Origin of the sequence: Klebsiella sp. 141161, assembly GCF_050600815.1 — a bacterium.
In the GTDB taxonomy this organism is placed as follows: domain Bacteria; phylum Pseudomonadota; class Gammaproteobacteria; order Enterobacterales; family Enterobacteriaceae; genus Klebsiella; species Klebsiella aerogenes.
The window spans coordinates 56,211-74,781 of sequence record NZ_JAQIRN010000005.1; the positions used below are offsets into that span (position 1 = coordinate 56,211).

General features: G+C 58.2%; 12 protein-coding genes. 10 read left to right on the forward strand and 2 right to left on the reverse strand.

Features of this window, described 5'->3' with window-relative positions:
• Nucleotides 1-65: 65 nt before the first annotated feature.
• Together PGR79_RS14430 and sseA are read right to left on the reverse strand one after the other, a co-directional pair.
• Complete coding sequence (locus tag PGR79_RS14430) at nucleotides 66-716, reverse strand: DUF5066 family protein (RefSeq protein WP_113374492.1); 651 nt, start codon at nucleotides 714-716, stop codon at nucleotides 66-68.
• A 164-nt stretch (nucleotides 717-880) separates the two neighbouring features.
• Complete coding sequence (gene sseA / locus PGR79_RS14435) at nucleotides 881-1,738, reverse strand: 3-mercaptopyruvate sulfurtransferase (RefSeq protein WP_113374491.1); 858 nt, start codon at nucleotides 1,736-1,738, stop codon at nucleotides 881-883.
• Nucleotides 1,739-1,942: 204 nt separating this feature from the next.
• Here sseA and PGR79_RS14440 point away from each other — a divergent pair, with 204 nt between their 5' ends.
• The 10 genes from PGR79_RS14440 to der all read left to right on the forward strand — a co-directional run bounded on the left by PGR79_RS14440 (nucleotide 1,943) and on the right by der (nucleotide 18,529).
• The gene (locus PGR79_RS14440) at nucleotides 1,943-6,886 is read left to right on the forward strand and encodes an alpha-2-macroglobulin family protein (RefSeq protein ID WP_113374490.1); all 4,944 of its coding nucleotides are present in this window, start codon (nucleotides 1,943-1,945) and stop codon (nucleotides 6,884-6,886) included.
• Nucleotides 6,887-9,211 carry a peptidoglycan glycosyltransferase PbpC gene (gene pbpC / locus PGR79_RS14445; protein ID WP_113374489.1) on the forward strand — a complete coding sequence of 775 codons (2,325 nt, stop codon included), beginning with the start codon at nucleotides 6,887-6,889 and terminating at the stop codon, nucleotides 9,209-9,211. It begins immediately after the preceding gene.
• A gap of 160 nt (nucleotides 9,212-9,371) precedes the next feature.
• Complete coding sequence (gene ndk / locus PGR79_RS14450; RefSeq protein ID WP_004866348.1) at nucleotides 9,372-9,803, forward strand: nucleoside-diphosphate kinase; 432 nt, start codon at nucleotides 9,372-9,374, stop codon at nucleotides 9,801-9,803.
• Nucleotides 9,804-10,153: 350 nt separating this feature from the next.
• Complete coding sequence (locus tag PGR79_RS14455) at nucleotides 10,154-11,320, forward strand: bifunctional tRNA (adenosine(37)-C2)-methyltransferase TrmG/ribosomal RNA large subunit methyltransferase RlmN (protein WP_015370322.1); 1,167 nt, start codon at nucleotides 10,154-10,156, stop codon at nucleotides 11,318-11,320.
• Nucleotides 11,321-11,594: 274 nt separating this feature from the next.
• Complete coding sequence (gene rodZ / locus PGR79_RS14460; protein WP_087858407.1) at nucleotides 11,595-12,581, forward strand: cytoskeleton protein RodZ; 987 nt, start codon at nucleotides 11,595-11,597, stop codon at nucleotides 12,579-12,581.
• 26 nt (nucleotides 12,582-12,607) lie between these two features.
• Nucleotides 12,608-13,729 (forward strand): flavodoxin-dependent (E)-4-hydroxy-3-methylbut-2-enyl-diphosphate synthase, encoded by a 1,122-nt coding sequence (ispG, locus tag PGR79_RS14465; RefSeq protein WP_087858408.1) that lies wholly within the window; start codon nucleotides 12,608-12,610, stop codon nucleotides 13,727-13,729.
• A gap of 89 nt (nucleotides 13,730-13,818) precedes the next feature.
• Nucleotides 13,819-15,093, forward strand: a complete 1,275-nt coding sequence (gene hisS, locus PGR79_RS14470; RefSeq protein ID WP_113374488.1) for a histidine--tRNA ligase — start codon at nucleotides 13,819-13,821, stop codon at nucleotides 15,091-15,093.
• A gap of 34 nt (nucleotides 15,094-15,127) precedes the next feature.
• The gene (locus PGR79_RS14475) at nucleotides 15,128-15,748 is read left to right on the forward strand and encodes a YfgM family protein (RefSeq protein ID WP_045377550.1); all 621 of its coding nucleotides are present in this window, start codon (nucleotides 15,128-15,130) and stop codon (nucleotides 15,746-15,748) included.
• Nucleotides 15,749-15,758: 10 nt separating this feature from the next.
• A complete protein-coding gene (gene bamB, locus PGR79_RS14480; RefSeq protein ID WP_045392712.1) occupies nucleotides 15,759-16,937 on the forward strand; it encodes an outer membrane protein assembly factor BamB in 1,179 nt (392 codons plus the stop codon).
• 113 nt (nucleotides 16,938-17,050) lie between these two features.
• A complete protein-coding gene (der, locus tag PGR79_RS14485; protein ID WP_049060146.1) occupies nucleotides 17,051-18,529 on the forward strand; it encodes a ribosome biogenesis GTPase Der in 1,479 nt (492 codons plus the stop codon).
• Nucleotides 18,530-18,571 lie beyond the last annotated feature (42 nt).

An 18,571-nucleotide genomic window follows, 5' to 3' on the forward strand; every position in this document is an offset into this window, starting at 1 on the left:
CATACGCCGTTATCATCCCTGTGAATAGCGCGAACTGGCCGCGCTATTCGGGGTGAGACCGCGAGTTAGTCAGAGCAGCCTTCGATTTTCGCGTAAAGGTCCTCGTGGATGTATTCCAGCTCCAGCAAGGCGCCATCGCGTACCTGGTTGAGGTCCTGCTGGCGTTGCCATTCGTCGTGGCTCTCCTCCTCATCGGTAAAGACCCCTTGCAGATATTCAATCAGCGACGATTCTGCCAGCCAGAGGTCATTCTCTTTACCTTCGAAGCGGACGACAGGATATTCACCCTGTTCATCACGTTCAGTGACATAAATAAATACCTGCTGATCGCCGGCATGGCTGATGCGAATCAGGGCAGGAAGACGCGGATCGTCGTTCCAGATTGGCGTCAGCTCTTCAAAGTCTAGTCCGGCCATATCAAGACCATTCATGTAATAAGCATCTTCATCCAGCGAGTCGGAAAGCAGGATGCCATGTTCATCAATAGAGTCCACAACCCATTCCAGTACCAGCTGGCCGTAGGGGCCTTTCAGCTGGCAATCGTAGGCCAACAGCGCTTTCAGACTGTCCGGAAGCGCCACGGTTTCGCTATTTTGCGGATCGCGATATTTCCGGACCCGCAGGCGCTCCACCTCATCTTCCGGCATAGGTTTCGGTGTGGGATTGCGGTTGTACTTTTTTACGACATCCATGAGGTTCTGTAATGAAACGGTCATTATTTAATTTCCTTATAAATTGGGTGTAAGTAGAGCAAATACGGCAGCTACAAGCCCTGCGGCAGGATAGAGTAACCGGTTTGGCGAGAAGCAGAATAAAAGGGCGGGGAAAATCAGAAATTATTTAGTGACCGCGGGACGGGAGGCCCGCAGTCACGCCGCGTTTACTCAGCGGCAGGAGCCGGCTCGATCGGCAAATCCGTTCTCGCGCCCCATTCGCTCCACGAACCATCGTACAGGCACACGCCGTTGACGCCGAGGGTGGTCAACGCCAGTATCACTACTGCCGCCGTTACCCCGGAGCCGCAGCTGGCGATAATCGGTCGTGAAAAATCAACGCCCTGACGCTTAAAGATATCGTTCATCTCATCGACTGTCTTCAGTTCGCCATTAATCACCAGCTCGGTCCACGGGACGTTAAGCGCGCCGGGGATATGCCCGCGGCGTAAGCCCGGACGCGGTTCATCCGCCAGTCCGTTAAAACGCGCCGCCGGACGGGCATCGACGATCTGCGCCGATCCTTCATGGCTGACCAGCAGCACATCGGTTAAGCGTTTGATAACCTCCGGATCGAAGTTCACCTCAAATTCGCCTTCTGGCAGGTCCGGTTCGCCTTTCTCAAGCGGCAATTCATCGCGGCGCCAGCCTTCGAGGCCACCGGCGACAATCGACACTTTTTCGACGCCGAAGGTGCGTAACATCCACCAGGCGCGCGGCGCTGAGAACAGATTGCCTTCATCATAAACCACCAGGTGCTTATCGCTGTTGACGCCAAGCTCGCGCATCGCCACGGCGAAGGTTTCCGCACGCGGCATCATATGCGGCAGCGGGCTGGTGTGGTCAGACAGCGCTTCGATATCAAAAAAAACCGCGCCGGGGATATGCCCGTCGCGGTATTCCGCCGCCATATCGCGCAGCGCTTCCTGACCCGCCGGCGCCATCCGCGCATCCAGAATTTGAATCTGCGGGTCATCAATATGTTCCGCCAGCCAGTCGGCCGCAACAAAGAATGAGGTGGACATGAGTGCCTCCGTTTTATTATCGATCAATGAATTGTCGGCGTTTTATAAAGGGCTGACAAGTTAAGGTCGCGGGAGTGGGGAGGCGGTCACGCAGTTTTCTGATTCATCGGTGGTTTCTATGCTGGTAGCTGTTGAGAATCGCCGTGATGGCGCATAATAGAACGTTATTGATTGCATCAGGCTCTGGGCCGAGGGGTTAGAAGGATGAAACCATTTCGTTTAGCGGCGCTTTCGTTGGCGCTCCTTACCGCACTATCATTAAGCGGCTGCGATAACAGCGGTGAGCCGCAGGCCGTGTCGGCGGCCGATAAAGGCGCTACCGATAGCGCGAAAAAGCCGGATAGCGCGCAGCTGGCGACGTTAAAAGAAAAAAGCCAGGGCAAGGCTTTGACGTTGCTCGACGCTTCTGAAGTACAGCTTGATGGCGCGGCGACGCTGGTGCTGACCTTCTCCATTCCGCTCAAACCGGATCAGGATTTTTCCCGCAGCGTCCATCTGGTCGATAAGAAAAGCGGCAAGGTTGACGGCGCGTGGGAGCTGGCGCCGAATCTCAAAGAGCTGCGTCTGCGCCACCTCGAGCCAAAGCGTGAATTGATCGTCACCGTTGACCCAACGCTCATTGCCCTCAATGACGCCACCCTTGGCAGCCCTTTTGAAAAAACCATCGCCACTCGCGATATCGCGCCGAGCGTCGGTTTCGCCAGCCGCGGTTCGCTGCTGCCGGGGAAAGTGGTCGCCGGGCTGCCGGTGATGGCGCTGAACGTCGACAATGTCGATGTCAATTTCTTCCGTATTAAGCCGGAATCACTCTCAGCCTTCGTCAGTCAGTGGGAATACCGTAATTCGTTAAGCAATTGGGAATCTGACGAACTGCTGAAGATGGCCGATCTGGTTTATAGCGGCCGCTTCGATCTCAACCCGGCGCGGAATACCCGTGAAAAGCTGCTGCTGCCGCTTAACGACATCAAGCCGCTCCAGCAGCCTGGCGTCTATGTGGCGGTGATGAACCCGGCGGGTCATTATAGCTACAGTAATGCGGCAACGCTGTTCACCCTCAGCGATATCGGCGTCTCCGCGCATCGCTACCATAACCGGCTTGATGTCTTTACCCAGAGCCTCGAAAACGGCGCCGCGCAGTCGGGTATTGAAGTGCAGTTGCTAAACGCCAAAGGGCAGACGCTGGCGCAGGCGAAAAGCGATAGCCAGGGCCATGTTACTCTGCAAACCGATAAAGAAGCGGCGCTGCTGCTGGCGCGAAAAGACGGGCAGACTACGTTGCTTGACCTTAAACTGCCGGCGCTGGATCTGGCGGAGTTCTCCATCGCTGGCGCCCCTGGCTTCAGCAAACAGTTCTTTATGTTTGGCCCGCGCGATCTCTATCGCCCGGGGGAAACGGTTATCCTTAACGCGCTGTTGCGTGACGGCGATGGAAAACCGCTGGCGGAGCAGCCGGTGAAGCTGGAAGTGGTGCAGCCGGATGGCCAGGTGATTCGCTCTGTGATGAGCAAACCGGTCAATGGCCTGTATCAGTTTACTTATCCGCTCGACAGCGGCGCGGCCACCGGTATGTGGCACATTCGCGCCAGCACCGGCGATAATCAACCCCGCGAGTGGGATTTCCACGTCGAAGACTTTATGCCCGAGCGCATGGCGCTGAATCTGACGCCGCAGGCCGCGCCTATCGCCCCGGATGCCGACGTCGCCTTTAGCGTCAGCGGCGCTTATCTCTACGGCGCGCCGGCCAGCGGCAATCAGCTGCAGGGCAAACTATTCCTGCGCCCGCTGCGCGATGCCGTCGCTGCGCTGCCGGGCTTCCAGTTCGGCGATATCGCGGAAGAAAACCTCTCCCGTAGCCTCGATGAAGTTCAGCTGACGCTGGATGAAAAAGGCCATGGAGAAGTGACGACTTCGAGCCAGTGGCAGGATAGCCACTCGCCGCTGCAGGTGGTGTTGCAGGCCAGCCTGCTGGAGTCAGGCGGCCGTCCGGTGACCCGCACCGTACAGCAGCCGATCTGGCCTGCCGAGGCGCTGCCGGGGATCCGCCCGCAATTTACGCTGAAGGACGTTTACGACTACCGCACTGATACCACGGTGAAACAGCCGGTGGTCGATGAAAACAGTAACGCCGCGTTTGACATCGTCTATGCCGATGCCAAGGGCGAGAAAAAAGCGGTCTCCAGTCTGCAGGTGCGGCTGATCCGCGAGCGGCGCGACTACTACTGGAACTGGTCCGATAGCGAAGGCTGGCAGTCGCAGTTTGATCAAAAAGATCTGCAGGAGGGCGAAACGTCGCTGGATCTGCAGGCCGGGCAGACTGGTAAAGTGAGTTTCCCGGTGGAGTGGGGCTCGTATCGCCTGGAGGTGAAAGGGCCGGACGACGTTGTCAGCAGCGTGCGCTTTTGGGCGGGCTATAGCTGGCAGGATAACAGCGAAGGCGCCGGCGCGGCGCGTCCTGACCGCGTAACGATGAAGCTCGATAAACCAGGCTATAAACCGGGTGACACCATCAAGCTGCATATTGCCGCCCCGGCGGCGGGTAAAGGCTACGCGATGGTGGAATCCAGCGAAGGGCCGCTGTGGTGGCAGGAAATTGACGTCCCGGCGGAGGGGATGGATCTGTCTATTCCGGTTGATAAAGCCTGGAATCGACACGATCTCTACCTCAGCACGCTGGTGGTTCGCCCCGGCGATAAATCGCGCTCGGCGACGCCGAAACGCGCGGTCGGCTTGCTGCATCTGCCGCTGGGCGATGAAAACCGCCGTCTGTCTCTGGCGCTGGAGGCGCCGGATAAAATGCGCCCGAACCAGCCGCTGACGGTGAAAGTGAAGGCCAGCGTGAAAGAGGGCGAGGTACCGAAACAGGTTAACGTTCTGCTCTCGGCGGTGGATAGCGGGGTGCTGAATATTACCGATTATGCCACGCCGGATCCGTGGAACGCGTTCTTCGGCCAGAAACGTTACGGCGCGGATATTTATGACATCTACGGTCAGGTGATCGAAGGGCAAGGGCGATTAGCCAGTCTGCGCTTCGGCGGCGATGGCGACGAGTTAAAACGCGGCGGCAAACCGCCGGTTAATCACGTGACGATCGTCGCTCAGCAGGCGCAGCCGGTAGTGTTGGACGATCGGGGTGAAGGCTCGGTGACATTACCCATCGGCGATTTTAACGGCGAGCTGCGGGTGATGGCGCAGGCATGGACGGCAGATGACTTCGGCAGCAGCGAAGATAAAGTGGTGGTAGCCGCCCCGGTTATCGCGGAACTAAATACCCCGCGTTTCCTCGCCAGCGGCGACGCCACGCGTCTGGCGCTGGATCTCAGCAATCTGACCGACAAACCGCAAACCCTGCAGGTACATCTTACCGCCAGCGGGTTGGTCACGTTGACCGAGGGCCAACTGCCGCCGGTACAACTGGCGCCGGGCGCGCGCAGCACGCTGTTTATACCGGTGACCGCGTTAGCGGGATTCGGCGATGGTCAGGTCAATGCCACCATCAGCGGCCTGAACCTGCCGGGCGAAACCTTCGCGCCGTTGCAAAAACAGTGGAAAATCGGCGTGCGTCCGGCGTTCCCGGCGCAGACCGTCAATAGCGGCGCGGTGCTACAACCTGGCGAAAGCTGGCTGGCGCCGGCGGCGCAGAGTCAGGGGTTCGCCCCGCAAACGCTGCAGGGCCAACTGCTGCTCAGCGGTAAACCGCCGTTGAATCTCGCCCGCTATATTCGCGAGCTGAAAGCCTATCCTTACGGCTGCCTTGAGCAGACCGCCAGCGGCCTGTTCCCTTCTTTATACACCAGCGCGGCGCAGCTAAAAGCGCTGGGCATCAGCGGCGATAGCGATGAAAAACGCCGCGCGGCGGTCGATGTTGGTATCTCGCGCCTGCTGCAGATGCAGCTGGAAAACGGCGGCTTTGCGCTATGGGATAAAGAGGGCCCGGAAGAGTACTGGTTGACCGCCTACGCCATGGACTTCCTCGTCCGCGCGGGCGAGCAGGGCTATAGCGTGCCGGTCAACGCCCTTAATAAAGGCAACGAGCGCCTGCTGCGCTATCTGCAGGAACCGGGGTTGATGACCGTGCGCTACAGCGACGATGCCCAGGCCAGCCGCTTTGCCGCTCAGGCATACGCCGCGCTGGTGCTGGCGCGTCAGCAAAAAGCGCCGCTCGGCGCCTTGCGTGAAATCTGGAGCCGTCACGAACAGGCGCGCTCCGGATTGCCGCTGCTGCAACTCGGTATTGCGCTGAAAACCATGGGCGATGCGCCGCGCGGCGCTGAGGCTATGAAGCTGGCGGTTGCCACGCCGCGCCAGGATGAGAATCGTTGGCTGGGCGATTACGGCAGCCAACTTCGCGATGATGCGCTGAAGCTGGCGCTGCTGGAAGAGAACAAGGTGCTGCCGGAGGTGCAAAACCAGCTGTTGGGCAGCTTGTCGGAAGAGGCCTATGGCCAGCGCTGGCTGTCGACGCAGGAAACCAACGCGCTGTTCCTTGCCGGGCGTACGCTTGCCGACCTGCCGGGCAACTGGCAGGCGCAAACCTCGCTGCAGGCGGATCCGCTTGCCAGCGATAAAGCGCAAACCCGCAATCTCGACGGCGATCGGCTGGCGTCGCTGCAGGTGACGAATACCGGCAATCAGCCGCTGTGGCTGCGCCTCGATAGCAGCGGTTATCCGCAAAGCGCGCCGCAGCCGGGAGGCAACGTGTTGGGGATTGAACGCGCTATTTTCGATACCCACGGACAGCAGAAATCGCTGACCTCGCTGCGCAGCGGCGAACTGGTGCTGGTCAAGCTGGAGGTGACCGCCAAACGTAACGTTCCTGACGCGCTGGTGGTCGATCTGCTGCCGGCTGGACTTGAGCTGGAAAACCAGAACCTGGCCAATAGCAGCGCCAGCCTGCAGGAGAATGGCGAAGCGGTACAAAACCTGCTTAACCAGATGCAGCAGGCGGATATTCAGCATCTCGAGTTCCGCGATGACCGCTTTGTCGCCGCAGTCGCCATTAATGAAGGTCAGCCGGTGACGCTGGTCTATCTGGCGCGGGCGGTGACGCCGGGCACCTATCAGGTTCCGCAACCGCAGGTGGAATCGATGTATGTACCGCAGTGGCGGGCGACCGGAACGGCTAGCGGCCCGCTTACCGTTACGCCGTAAATGCGCGCATTACCTCGCATAAAACGTCGCTGGCGCTGGCTGGCGGCGTTTATTTTTCTAGTGTGGCTGGCGCTATTGGCGGCCGATCGTCTGTGGCCGCTGCCGCTGCATGAAGTCACGCCTGCCCGCGTGGTGGTGGCGGAAGACGGCACGCCGCTCTGGCGCTTTGCCGATGCGCAGGGCGTCTGGCGTTACCCGGTGGCTATTGCTGACGTTTCGCCGCGCTATCTGCAGGCGCTCATTCAGTATGAAGACCGCTGGTTCTGGAAACATCCGGGGGTCAATCCCTTCGCGGTGCTGCGCGCCGCCTGGCAGGATCTCACTTCCGGGCGGGTGGTTTCTGGCGGCAGCACGCTCACCATGCAGGTCGCGCGTCTGCTCGACCCTCATCCGCGCACCTTCGGCGGCAAGCTACGCCAGCTATGGCGGGCGCTGCAGCTGGAGTGGCATCTGTCAAAAAGCGAAATTCTTACCCTGTATCTGAACCGCGCGCCGTTTGGCGGCACCCTGCAGGGGATCGGCGCGGCCAGCTGGGCTTATCTTGGTAAACCGCCCGCTCAGCTTAGCTACGGCGAGGCGGCGCTACTGGCCGTGCTGCCGCAGGCGCCGAGCCGTTTACGCCCGGACCGCTGGCCGCAGCGGGCCCAGGCCGCTCGCGATAAGGTACTGGGGCGGATGCTCAGCCAGGGCGTCTGGCCGCAGCGAGCGGTACAGGAAGCGATGGAAGAACCTGTATGGCTATTCCCACGGCAGATGCCTCAGCTGGCGCCGCTGTTTGCGCGCCGGGCGCTGGCGACAAGCGGTGATGAAAAGGTGACGACAACGCTCGATGCCGGGCTCCAGCGGCAGCTTGAAGATCTGGCGATGAACTGGAAATCACGTCTGCCGCCGCGCAGCTCACTGGCGATTGTTGTCGTCGATCATACTGATATGAAAGTCCGCGGCTGGGTGGGATCGGCGGATATCCGCGATGATAGCCGCTTTGGCCACATTGATATGGTCTCGGCGGTGCGCTCGCCGGGGTCGGTGCTGAAACCCTTTATCTACGCGATGGCGATGGATGACGGGCTGATTCACCCGGCATCGCTATTACAGGATGTGCCACGGCGCTTTAGCGATTATCGTCCAGGTAATTTCGACAGCGGGTTTCATGGCCCGGTGAGCGCCAGCGAGGCTCTGGTGCGTTCGTTGAATCTGCCGGCGGTGCAGGTGCTCGAAGCCTATGGACCAAAACGCTTTGCGGCTAATTTACGTAATGCCGGGCTCCCTCTGATGCTACCCTCCGGCGCCGAACCGAATCTGTCGCTGATCCTCGGCGGCGCCGGGGCGCGGCTGGAAGATATTGTCGCGGCGTACGGCGCTTTCGCCCGCCATGGCAAGGCAGCGCGGCTGCGCATGAAACCCGACGACCCGCTGGTGGAAAGAGCGCTAATGTCGCCGGGCGCGGCGTGGATCACCCGGCGGATATTGGCAGGCGAAGCCCAGCCGTTACCCGATGCGTCGCTGCCGCAGGCGGTGCCGCTGGCGTGGAAAACCGGTACCAGCTACGGTTATCGCGATGCGTGGGCGGTAGGCCTCAACGCGCGTTACTTGATTGGCATCTGGACCGGACGGCCAGACGGTACGCCGGTGGTGGGGCAGTTTGGTTTTGCCAGCGCCGTGCCGCTGTTAAACCAGGTCAATAATATGCTGCTGGCGCGTCCGTTAATGAGCCGCGGCGGGCTGCCGGTCGACCCGCGTCCACAGTCGGTCAGCCGCGGCACTATCTGCTGGCCCGGTGGGCAGGATCTGCCGGTTGGCGATAGCAACTGCCGCCGGCGCTTAGCCAGCTGGCTACTGGATGCCAGCCAGCCGCCGACGCTGCTGCTGCCGGGTCAGGAGGGCGTGCGCGGTATCCGCTTCCCGGTATGGCGCAACGCAGCAGGAGAAAGGGTCGCCGCGGATTGTCCTGGCGCGACAGAAACTTCTGTTGATGTCTGGCCGCTACCGCTGGAACCCTGGCTGCCGGTTAGCGAGCGCCGCCGCGCGCGGCTGGGCATGGCATCGAGGACGTGTCCGCCGCTGCAAACTCAGGATGCCGCGCCGCTGGTGCTTTCCGGCATTCGCGAAGGGGCGGTGATAAAACGGCTCCCGGGCGAGGCGCGGGTGATGTTACCCGTGCAAACGAGCGGTGGAGAAGGGCGGCGCTGGTGGTTTATTAACGGCGAACCGTTAGAGGCGACAGGCGCAAGAACGACAATTACGCTAGATAAACCCGGCGAATGGCAACTGGTGGTAATGGATGAGGCAGGGCAAACGGCAGCGGCCAGTTTTACCTTACAATAAACAGGGTAAATCTGTTGTTGGCGGTTTGTGTTGCTAATACTCATCTTATTTTAACAAAATGTTACCTTCATCCGTAGGCATCGCCGACGTTGCTCATTATAATGCGCGCCAGGCCATACGATCGTATGTGCAACAACAGAACATTTAATTAGAGGTAATCATGGCTATTGAACGTACTTTTTCCATCATCAAACCAAACGCGGTGGCAAAAAACGTTATTGGCAGCATCTTTTCTCGCTTTGAAGCTGCAGGGTTCAAAATCGTCGGCACCAAAATGCTGCATCTGACCGTTGAGCAGGCTCGCGGCTTCTACGCTGAGCACGAAGGCCGTCCGTTCTTCGACGGTCTGGTTGAGTTCATGACCTCCGGTCCGATCGTGGTTTCCGTACTGGAAGGCGAAAACGCGGTACAGCGTCACCGTGACCTGCTGGGCGCCACCAACCCGGACAACGCCCTGGCAGGTACCCTGCGCGCTGACTACGCTGACAGCTTCACCGAGAACGGCACCCACGGTTCCGACTCTGTAGAATCCGCTGCTCGCGAAATCGCGTTCTTCTTTGCTGAAGGCGAGGTTTGCCCGCGCACTCGCTAATCTCCTGCGTCTTTCACGCCACCGCTTTGTTGGCTTCATTCGCGCACCCCGGTCACATAGTTATCTATGCTCCCGGGGATTTGCGAACTCGCCGCCTCGCGGTGACCTGAAATACTTTGGAGATACGACCCTCGTCTTTTCGACCGTCGCGGCGTTGGCCTGACAATCGAAAAGCCTTAGAGGATTGAGCAGTCAGTTACAGATTTTTTTATCATTGCTTTGTGCAAACGTGGCAATGATGCGCCAGAATTTGTAGAATATAGCGCCCCCGGACGAGCAGTTGCTCTCCGGGGCGTTTCTTTTTCAACCCACCTGGGGCCATAACGTGTAATAACGAGGCCGGAAAAATTATGTCTGAACAAATTGTCACACCTGATACCGCCGCTCTGACGGTGCCGAATAAAGATGCCAAAATCAACCTGCTGGATTTAAACCGTCAGCAGATGCGCGAGTTTTTCAAAAACATGGGCGAGAAGCCTTTCCGCGCCGATCAGGTGATGAAATGGATGTATCACTACTGCTGCGATGACTTTGATGAAATGACCGACATCAACAAAGTCCTGCGCGGCAAACTGAAGGAAGTCGCCGAGATCCGCGCCCCGGAAGTCGTTGAAGAGCAGCGCTCCAGCGATGGCACCATCAAATGGGCGATTGCCGTTGGCGATCAGCGCGTTGAAACGGTCTACATCCCGGAAGAAGACCGCGCCACGCTGTGCGTCTCTTCACAGGTTGGCTGTGCGCTGGAATGTAAATTCTGCTCCACCGCTCAGCAAGGCTTCAACCGTAACCTGCGCGTTTCCGAAATTATCGGCCAGGTCTGGCGCGCGGCGAAAATCGTCGGCGCGGTGAAGACTACCGGCGTGCGTCCAATTACCAACGTGGTAATGATGGGTATGGGCGAGCCGCTGCTGAATCTCAACAACGTCGTTCCGGCGATGGAAATCATGTTGGATGATTTCGGTTTTGGTCTTTCCAAACGCCGCGTGACCTTGTCCACTTCCGGCGTGGTGCCGGCGCTGGATAAACTCGGCGATATGATCGACGTTGCGCTGGCGATTTCTCTGCACGCGCCGAACGACACCATCCGTGACGAAATTGTACCGATTAACAAAAAGTACAATATTGAGACCTTCCTGAACTCGGTGCGCGGCTATATTTCGAAGTCCAACGCCAACCAGGGCCGAGTGACCATCGAGTACGTCATGCTGGATCACGTCAACGACGGTACCGAGCACGCCCACGAACTGGCGGCGCTGTTGAAAGATACGCCGTGCAAGATCAACCTGATCCCATGGAATCCGTTCCCGGGCGCGCCGTATGGCCGTAGTTCTAACAGCCGTATCGATCGTTTCTCCAAAGTGCTGATGGAATATGGTTTCACCACCATCGTGCGTAAAACCCGCGGCGACGATATCGATGCTGCCTGCGGCCAGCTGGCGGGCGATGTTATCGACCGCACCAAACGTACGCTGCGTAAGCGTATGCAGGGCGAAGCGATCGACGTTAAAGCCGTCTGATAAGTTATGCAGCGCACAGCTTTCGCTGCGCGCTGCATAAATATGTCGAATTGCCAGGCGAAATACGCTGATTCGGTTAATAATTACGGTGCGTTTTTGTCGACTTTGAGGCAGTATGTAGCGGTACAACAACCGCTTAGCATTCAATATTGATAAGTCTCTGTGATAGTCGCCCGGACAGCCTTATACTGTCGGTTGACGTTGAGCAGTGTCTCGCGGCGCAGGCTCTTTCCCGCGCTGAACTTTAAATTTCACGTACCAGTAGTTGTAGCGAATGAATACTGAAGCCACTCAAGACCATCAAGAAGCAAACTCTACGGGCGCGCGCCTGCGTAACGCCCGCGAACAACTCGGACTCAGCCAGCAAGCGGTGGCTGAACGCTTATGCCTGAAGGTTTCCACGGTTCGTGATATTGAAGAAGATAAGGCGCCAGCCGATCTCGCTTCGACCTTCCTGCGCGGCTATATCCGTTCCTACGCTCGCCTCGTACATATTCCGGAAGAAGAACTGCTGCCGATGATGGCGAAGCAAGCGCCAATTCGCGCCGCCAAAGTGGCGCCGATGCAGAGCTTCTCGCTGGGTAAACGTCGTAAAAAACGCGACGGTTGGCTGATGAGCTTTACCTGGCTGATTTTGTTTGTGGTTATCGGCCTGAGCGGCGCATGGTGGTGGCAAGACCACAAAGCGCAGCAGGAAGAGATCACCAGCATGGCCGATCAATCCACCAGCGACCTGAACGGCAGTCAGTCAATTCCGCTGGATACCAGCTCGGCGAATAACGCGCCGGATACGACGGCAGCCAATACCAATAGCGCGCCGGTCGATACCTCCACCGCACCTGCGCCAAGCGCACCAGCGGCTACCTCCGCGCCGGTGGATAACAACGCCGTGGTCGCCCCTTCGCAGGCTAACGTCGATACCGCCGCCGCCGCGCCGGCTTCGCCAGCCCCGACCTCCGCGTTGCCGACCGATCAGGCGAATGCCGCAGCGGCGGCTTCCGCTCAGGATCTGGTAATGAACTTTAGCGCCGATTGCTGGCTGGAAGTGAGCGATGCGACCGGTAAAAAACTGTTCAGCGGCCTGCAGCGTAAAGGCGGGAACCTGAACTTGAGCGGTCAGGCGCCATATAAGCTGAAAATCGGCGCCCCGGCTGCGGTACAAATCCAGTATCTGGGCAAACCAGTCGATTTGAGTCGTTTTATCAGAACTAACCAGGTTGCGCGTCTGACCCTAAATGCCGAACAATCACCGGCGCAGTAACAGACGGGTAACGCGGGAGATTTTTCATGCATAACCAGGCTCCGATTCAACGTAGAAAGTCCAAACGCATTTACGTTGGTAATGTGCCGATTGGCGATGGGGCACCCATCGCCGTACAGTCGATGACCAATACTCGCACCACCGATGTGGCCGCGACGGTAAATCAAATCAAAGCGCTGGAGCGCGTGGGCGCGGACATCGTCCGCGTTTCCGTCCCGACGATGGACGCGGCGGAAGCTTTCAAGCTCATCAAACAGCAGGTCAATGTCCCGCTGGTCGCCGATATCCACTTTGACTACCGTATCGCGCTGAAAGTCGCGGAATATGGCGTTGATTGCCTGCGCATCAACCCAGGCAACATCGGTAACGAAGAGCGTATCCGCATGGTTGTGGACTGCGCGCGCGACAAAAACATTCCTATCCGCATCGGCGTCAACGCCGGTTCGCTGGAAAAAGATCTGCAGGAAAAATACGGCGAGCCGACGCCGCAGGCGCTGTTAGAGTCCGCCATGCGTCACGTCGATCATCTCGATCGTTTGAACTTCGATCGGTTCAAAGTTAGCGTAAAAGCCTCTGATGTCTTCCTCGCCGTTGAATCCTATCGCCTGCTGGCGAAGCAGATCGATCAGCCGCTGCATCTCGGGATCACCGAAGCCGGCGGCGCGCGTAGCGGCGCGGTGAAATCCGCGATCGGTTTAGGTTTGCTGCTGTCTGAAGGGATCGGCGATACCCTGCGCGTGTCGCTGGCCGCCGACCCGGTGGAAGAGATCAAAGTCGGTTTCGATATCCTCAAGTCGCTACGCATCCGCTCTCGCGGTATTAACTTCATCGCTTGCCCGACCTGCTCGCGTCAGGAATTTGACGTCATTGGTACGGTGAACGCGCTGGAGCAGCGTCTGGAAGATATCATCACTCCGATGGATGTTTCGATCATCGGTTGCGTGGTTAACGGCCCAGGCGAAGCGCTGGTTTCCACTCTCGGCGTCACCGGCGGCAACAAGAAAAGCGGCCTGTACGAAGACGGCGTGCGCAAAGACCGACTGGACAATAACGACATGATCGACCAGTTGGAAGCGCGTATCCGCGCGAAAGCTACCATGCTGGATGAAGCGCGTCGTATTGAAGTTCAGCAGGTTGAAGCAAAATAACGTGTTGGGAAGCAATACGCTTCCCGTGTATGATTGAACCTGCGGGCGCAAGGCGCCGGGGTTCATTTTTATATATAAAGAGAATAAACGTGGCAAAGAACATTCAAGCCATCCGTGGCATGAACGATTATCTGCCGGGCGAAACCGCTCTCTGGCAGCGCATTGAAGGCTCACTGAAGCAGGTGCTCGGTAGCTACGGTTACAGCGAAATTCGTTTGCCGATTGTAGAGCAGACCCCGTTATTCAAACGTGCGATCGGCGAAGTGACCGACGTGGTTGAAAAAGAGATGTATACCTTCGAAGACCGCAATGGCGATAGCTTGACGCTGCGTCCGGAAGGAACGGCGGGCTGCGTACGTGCCGGCATCGAACATGGTCTGCTGTACAATCAAGAACAGCGTCTGTGGTACGTGGGGCCGATGTTCCGCCACGAGCGTCCGCAGAAAGGGCGCTACCGTCAGTTCCATCAGATTGGCGCGGAAGTCTTTGGCCTGCAGGGCCCGGATATCGACGCTGAGCTTATCATGTTGACCGCGCGCTGGTGGCGCGAGCTTGGCATTTCCGATCACGTCAGCCTCGAACTGAACTCCATCGGTTCGCTGGAGGCGCGTGCCGCCTATCGCGACGCGCTGGTTGCCTATCTGGAACAATTCAAAGATAAGCTGGATGAAGACTGCAAACGCCGCATGTATACCAACCCGCTGCGCGTGCTGGACTCTAAAAATCCTGAAGTACAGGCGCTGCTGAACGATGCGCCGGCGCTGGGCGATTATCTGGACGACGAGTCCAAAGAACACTTCGCCGGTCTGTGCGCGCTGCTCGACGCGGCCGGAATTCGCTATATCGTCAACCAGCGTCTGGTGCGCGGGCTTGACTATTACAATCGCACCGTATTTGAGTGGGTCACCACCAGCCTCGGTTCGCAGGGCACCGTCTGCGCCGGCGGCCGTTACGACGGTCTGGTTGAGCAGCTTGGCGGTCGCGCGACGCCGGGCGTTGGCTTTGCGATGGGCCTGGAACGTCTTGTTTTGCTGGTTCAGGCAGTCAATCCGGAATTTAAAGCCGATCCTGTTGTCGATATATACCTGGTAGCCTCCGGTACCGATACTCAGTCCGCAGCAATGCGTCTGGCTGAGCAGGTTCGCGATGCGCTGCCCGGCGTTAAGCTGATGACTAACCACGGCGGCGGTAACTTTAAGAAGCAGTTCGCCCGCGCTGACAAGTGGGGCGCGCGCGTCGCGCTGGTGGTCGGTGAGTCAGAAATTGCTGACGGAAACGTGGTAGTGAAGGATTTACGCTCAGGTGAGCAAACTACCGTAACGCAGGATAGCGTTGCCGCGCATTTGCGCACACTTCTGGGTTAATTTCCCGGAAACCATTAGTCAGGAGAAGGACTGCGTGGAAACTTTCAACAACGAAAACGAGCAGGTCGACGCCCTCAAGCGTTTCTTTGCCGAGAACGGTAAAGCGCTGGCCGTCGGGGTGATTTTAGGGATCGGCGCGCTGGTTGGCTGGCGCTACTGGACTTCCCATCAGCTGGATTCGGCCCGGGATTCCTCTTTGGCCTATGAGAATGCCATTTCCGCGCTGAAGTCAGGTTCGCCTGAAACGCTGACCGCGGCGGAGAAATTCGCCGCCGACAGTAAAAACACCTATGGTGCGTTCGCATCGCTGGAGCTCGCGCAGCGTCTGGTCGATAAAAACGATCTGCAGGGCGCGGAGAAGCAGCTGCAACAAGGGCTGGCTGCCGCCTCTGATGATAACCTGAAATCAGTTATCAATATGCGTCTGGCGCGCGTACAGCTGCAGCTCAAGCAGCCGGATGCGGCGCTGAAAACCCTGGAAGGCATTAAAGGCGAAGGCTGGACCGCTATCGTCGCCGATTTGCGTGGTGAAATTCTGCTGAGCAAAGGCGACAAGCAGGGCGCCCGCGCGGCCTGGGAAGCAGGCGTGAAAAGCGATGCATCGCCAGCGCTCAGCGAAATGATGCGTATGAAAATAAATAATTTGTCCATCTGAGAGGGACTCGATGCAATTGCGTAAATTACTTTTGCCAGGGCTGCTTTCCGTCACCTTACTGAGCGGTTGCTCGCTGTTTAACAGCGAAGAAGATGTGGTGAAAATGTCACCGCTGCCGACGGTGGAAAATCAGTTTACGCCGTCCACGTCCTGGAGCACTTCAGTTGGCGATGGTATCGGTGATTTCTATTCCAACCTGCACCCGGCGTTTGCCGACGGCGTTGTGTATGCGGCTGACCGTAAAGGCACCGTGAAAGCGCTGCACGCTGAAGACGGTAAAGAAGTCTGGTCAGTGAACCTGGCGGAAAAAGACGGCTGGTTCTCGCGCGCTCCGGCGCTGCTCTCCGGCGGGCTGACCGTTTCCGGCGGCCACGTTTATGTTGGTACTGAAAAGGCGCAGCTGTTCGCGCTGAATACCAGTGACGGTACCGTCGCGTGGCAGAGCCGTGTTGCGGGTGAAGCGATTTCTCGTCCGGTCGTTAGCGATGGCATGGTACTGGTGCATACCAGTAACGGTCAGCTGCAGGCGCTGAACGAAACCGACGGCGCGGTGAAATGGACCGTAAACCTGGACATGCCTGCGCTCTCCCTGCGCGGTGAGTCCGCTCCGGCTACCGCCTATGGCGCGGCGATTGTCGGCGGTGACAACGGTCGCGTCAGCGCCGTGCTGATGCAGCAGGGGCAGATGATTTGGCAGCAGCGTATTTCTACGGCCACCGGCCCGACTGAGATCGACCGTCTGAACGACGTTGACACCACGCCGGTTATCGTTAATGGCGTTGTTTATACGTTGGCTTATAATGGCAACCTGACCGCGCTGGATCTGCGCAGCGGCCAGATTATCTGGAAACGCGAACTGGGTTCAGTGAACGATTTCATCGTTGACGGCAATCGTATCTATCTGGTCGATCAGAATGACCGCCTGCTGGCGCTGACCACCGATGGCGGCGTAACGCTGTGGACCCAGAGCGATCTGCTGCACCGTCTGCTGACCGCTCCGGCGCTGTATAACGGCAGCCTGGTGGTAGGCGACAGCGAAGGCTACATGCACTGGATCAATCCGGAAGACGGCCACTTTGTGGCGCAGCAGAAAGTCGATAGTTCCGGCTTCCTGACCGACCCGGTTATCGCCGACGGTCGCCTGCTTATCCAGGCCAAAGACGGTACGCTGTATTCAATCACGCGTTAACTCGCGCGGTAGTATCGCTTTAATAAACGGCTCCTGACAGACAGGGGCCGTTTTGACTTTTTAAAAAACCTCGTAAAATGAGGTTGTATTGCAATTTGTATGAGGCATTTAACATGATACCTGTGGTCGCGCTTGTCGGGCGCCCTAACGTTGGAAAATCCACGCTCTTCAACCGCTTAACGCGCACTCGTGACGCGTTGGTCGCGGATTTCCCGGGGCTGACTCGCGACCGTAAGTACGGTCGTGCTGAAGTGGAAGGCCGCGAATTCATCTGTATCGATACCGGTGGTATCGACGGTACGGAAGAAGGCGTGGAAACCCGGATGGCGGAACAGTCTCTGCTGGCGATTGAAGAGGCCGACGTGGTGCTGTTTATGGTTGATGCGCGCGCGGGCCTGATGCCGGCGGATTCCGCGATCGCCAAACATCTGCGTTCTCGCGAAAAACCGACCTTCCTGGTGGCGAACAAAACTGACGGCATCGACGTCGATCAGGCGATGGCCGACTTCTGGTCGCTGGGGCTGGGCGATATTTATCCGATTGCCGCTTCGCATGGCCGCGGCGTCACCAGCCTGCTGGAACACGTACTGCTGCCGTGGGTAGATGAGGTTAATCCTCAGGAAGAAGTGGATGAAGACGCCGCCTACTGGGCGCAGTTTGAAGCCGAGCAAAACGGCGAAGAAGCTGAAGAGCCGGAAGACGACTTCAACCCGCAAGATCTCCCGATTAAGCTTGCGATCGTCGGTCGTCCAAATGTCGGTAAGTCAACGCTGACTAACCGTATTCTCGGCGAAGACCGCGTGGTGGTTTACGATATGCCGGGTACAACCCGCGACAGTATCTACATCCCGATGCAGCGCGATGAACGCGAATATGTGCTTATCGATACCGCCGGCGTGCGTAAGCGCGGCAAAATTACCGACGTCGTGGAGAAATTCTCGGTCATCAAGACGCTGCAGGCGATTGAAGACGCCAACGTGGTGATGCTGGTCATTGATGCCCGTGAAGGCATCTCCGATCAGGATCTGTCGCTGCTGGGCTTTATTCTTAACAGCGGTCGTTCCCTGGTTATCGTGGTTAACAAATGGGATGGCCTGAGCCAGGAAGTGAGAGAGCAGGTGAAAGAGACCCTCGACTTCCGTCTGGGCTTCATCGACTTCGCCCGCGTGCACTTTATCTCCGCTCTGCACGGCAGCGGCGTTGGCAACCTGTTCGAATCGGTGCGCGAAGCTTACGACAGCGCCACCCGTCGCGTGGGTACCGCCATGCTGACCCGCATTATGACCATGGCGGCAGAAGACCATCAGCCGCCGCTGGTACGCGGTCGCCGCGTGAAGTTGAAGTATGCGCACGCCGGTGGTTATAACCCGCCGATCGTGGTGATTCACGGCAACCAGGTGAAAGACCTGCCGGATTCCTACAAGCGTTACCTGATGAACTATTTCCGTAAATCCCTGGATGTCATGGGAACGCCGATCCGCATTCAGTTCAAGGAAGGGGAGAACCCGTTTGCCAATAAACGTAATACCCTGACGCCGAACCAGATGCGTAAGCGTAAACGCTTGATTAAGCATATCAAGAAAAGCAAATAATGCAGAAACCCGCCGCCGGCGGGTTTTTTTATCTACCCTATT

Bases quoted from the DNA above. Each gene is read 5' to 3' on its own strand.
- PGR79_RS14440 (WP_113374490.1), top strand. From the start codon at position 1,943: ATGAAACCATTTCGTTTAGCGGCGCTTTCGTTGGCGCTCCTTACCGCA.
- ispG (WP_087858408.1), top strand. From the start codon at position 12,608: ATGCATAACCAGGCTCCGATTCAACGTAGAAAGTCCAAACGCATTTAC.
- sseA (WP_113374491.1), bottom strand. From the start codon at position 1,738: ATGTCCACCTCATTCTTTGTTGCGGCCGACTGGCTGGCGGAACATATT.
- ndk (WP_004866348.1), top strand. From the start codon at position 9,372: ATGGCTATTGAACGTACTTTTTCCATCATCAAACCAAACGCGGTGGCA.
- bamB (WP_045392712.1), top strand. From the start codon at position 15,759: ATGCAATTGCGTAAATTACTTTTGCCAGGGCTGCTTTCCGTCACCTTA.
- PGR79_RS14430 (WP_113374492.1), bottom strand. From the start codon at position 716: ATGACCGTTTCATTACAGAACCTCATGGATGTCGTAAAAAAGTACAAC.
- pbpC (WP_113374489.1), top strand. From the start codon at position 6,887: ATGCGCGCATTACCTCGCATAAAACGTCGCTGGCGCTGGCTGGCGGCG.
- der (WP_049060146.1), top strand. From the start codon at position 17,051: ATGATACCTGTGGTCGCGCTTGTCGGGCGCCCTAACGTTGGAAAATCC.
- rodZ (WP_087858407.1), top strand. From the start codon at position 11,595: ATGAATACTGAAGCCACTCAAGACCATCAAGAAGCAAACTCTACGGGC.
- PGR79_RS14455 (WP_015370322.1), top strand. From the start codon at position 10,154: ATGTCTGAACAAATTGTCACACCTGATACCGCCGCTCTGACGGTGCCG.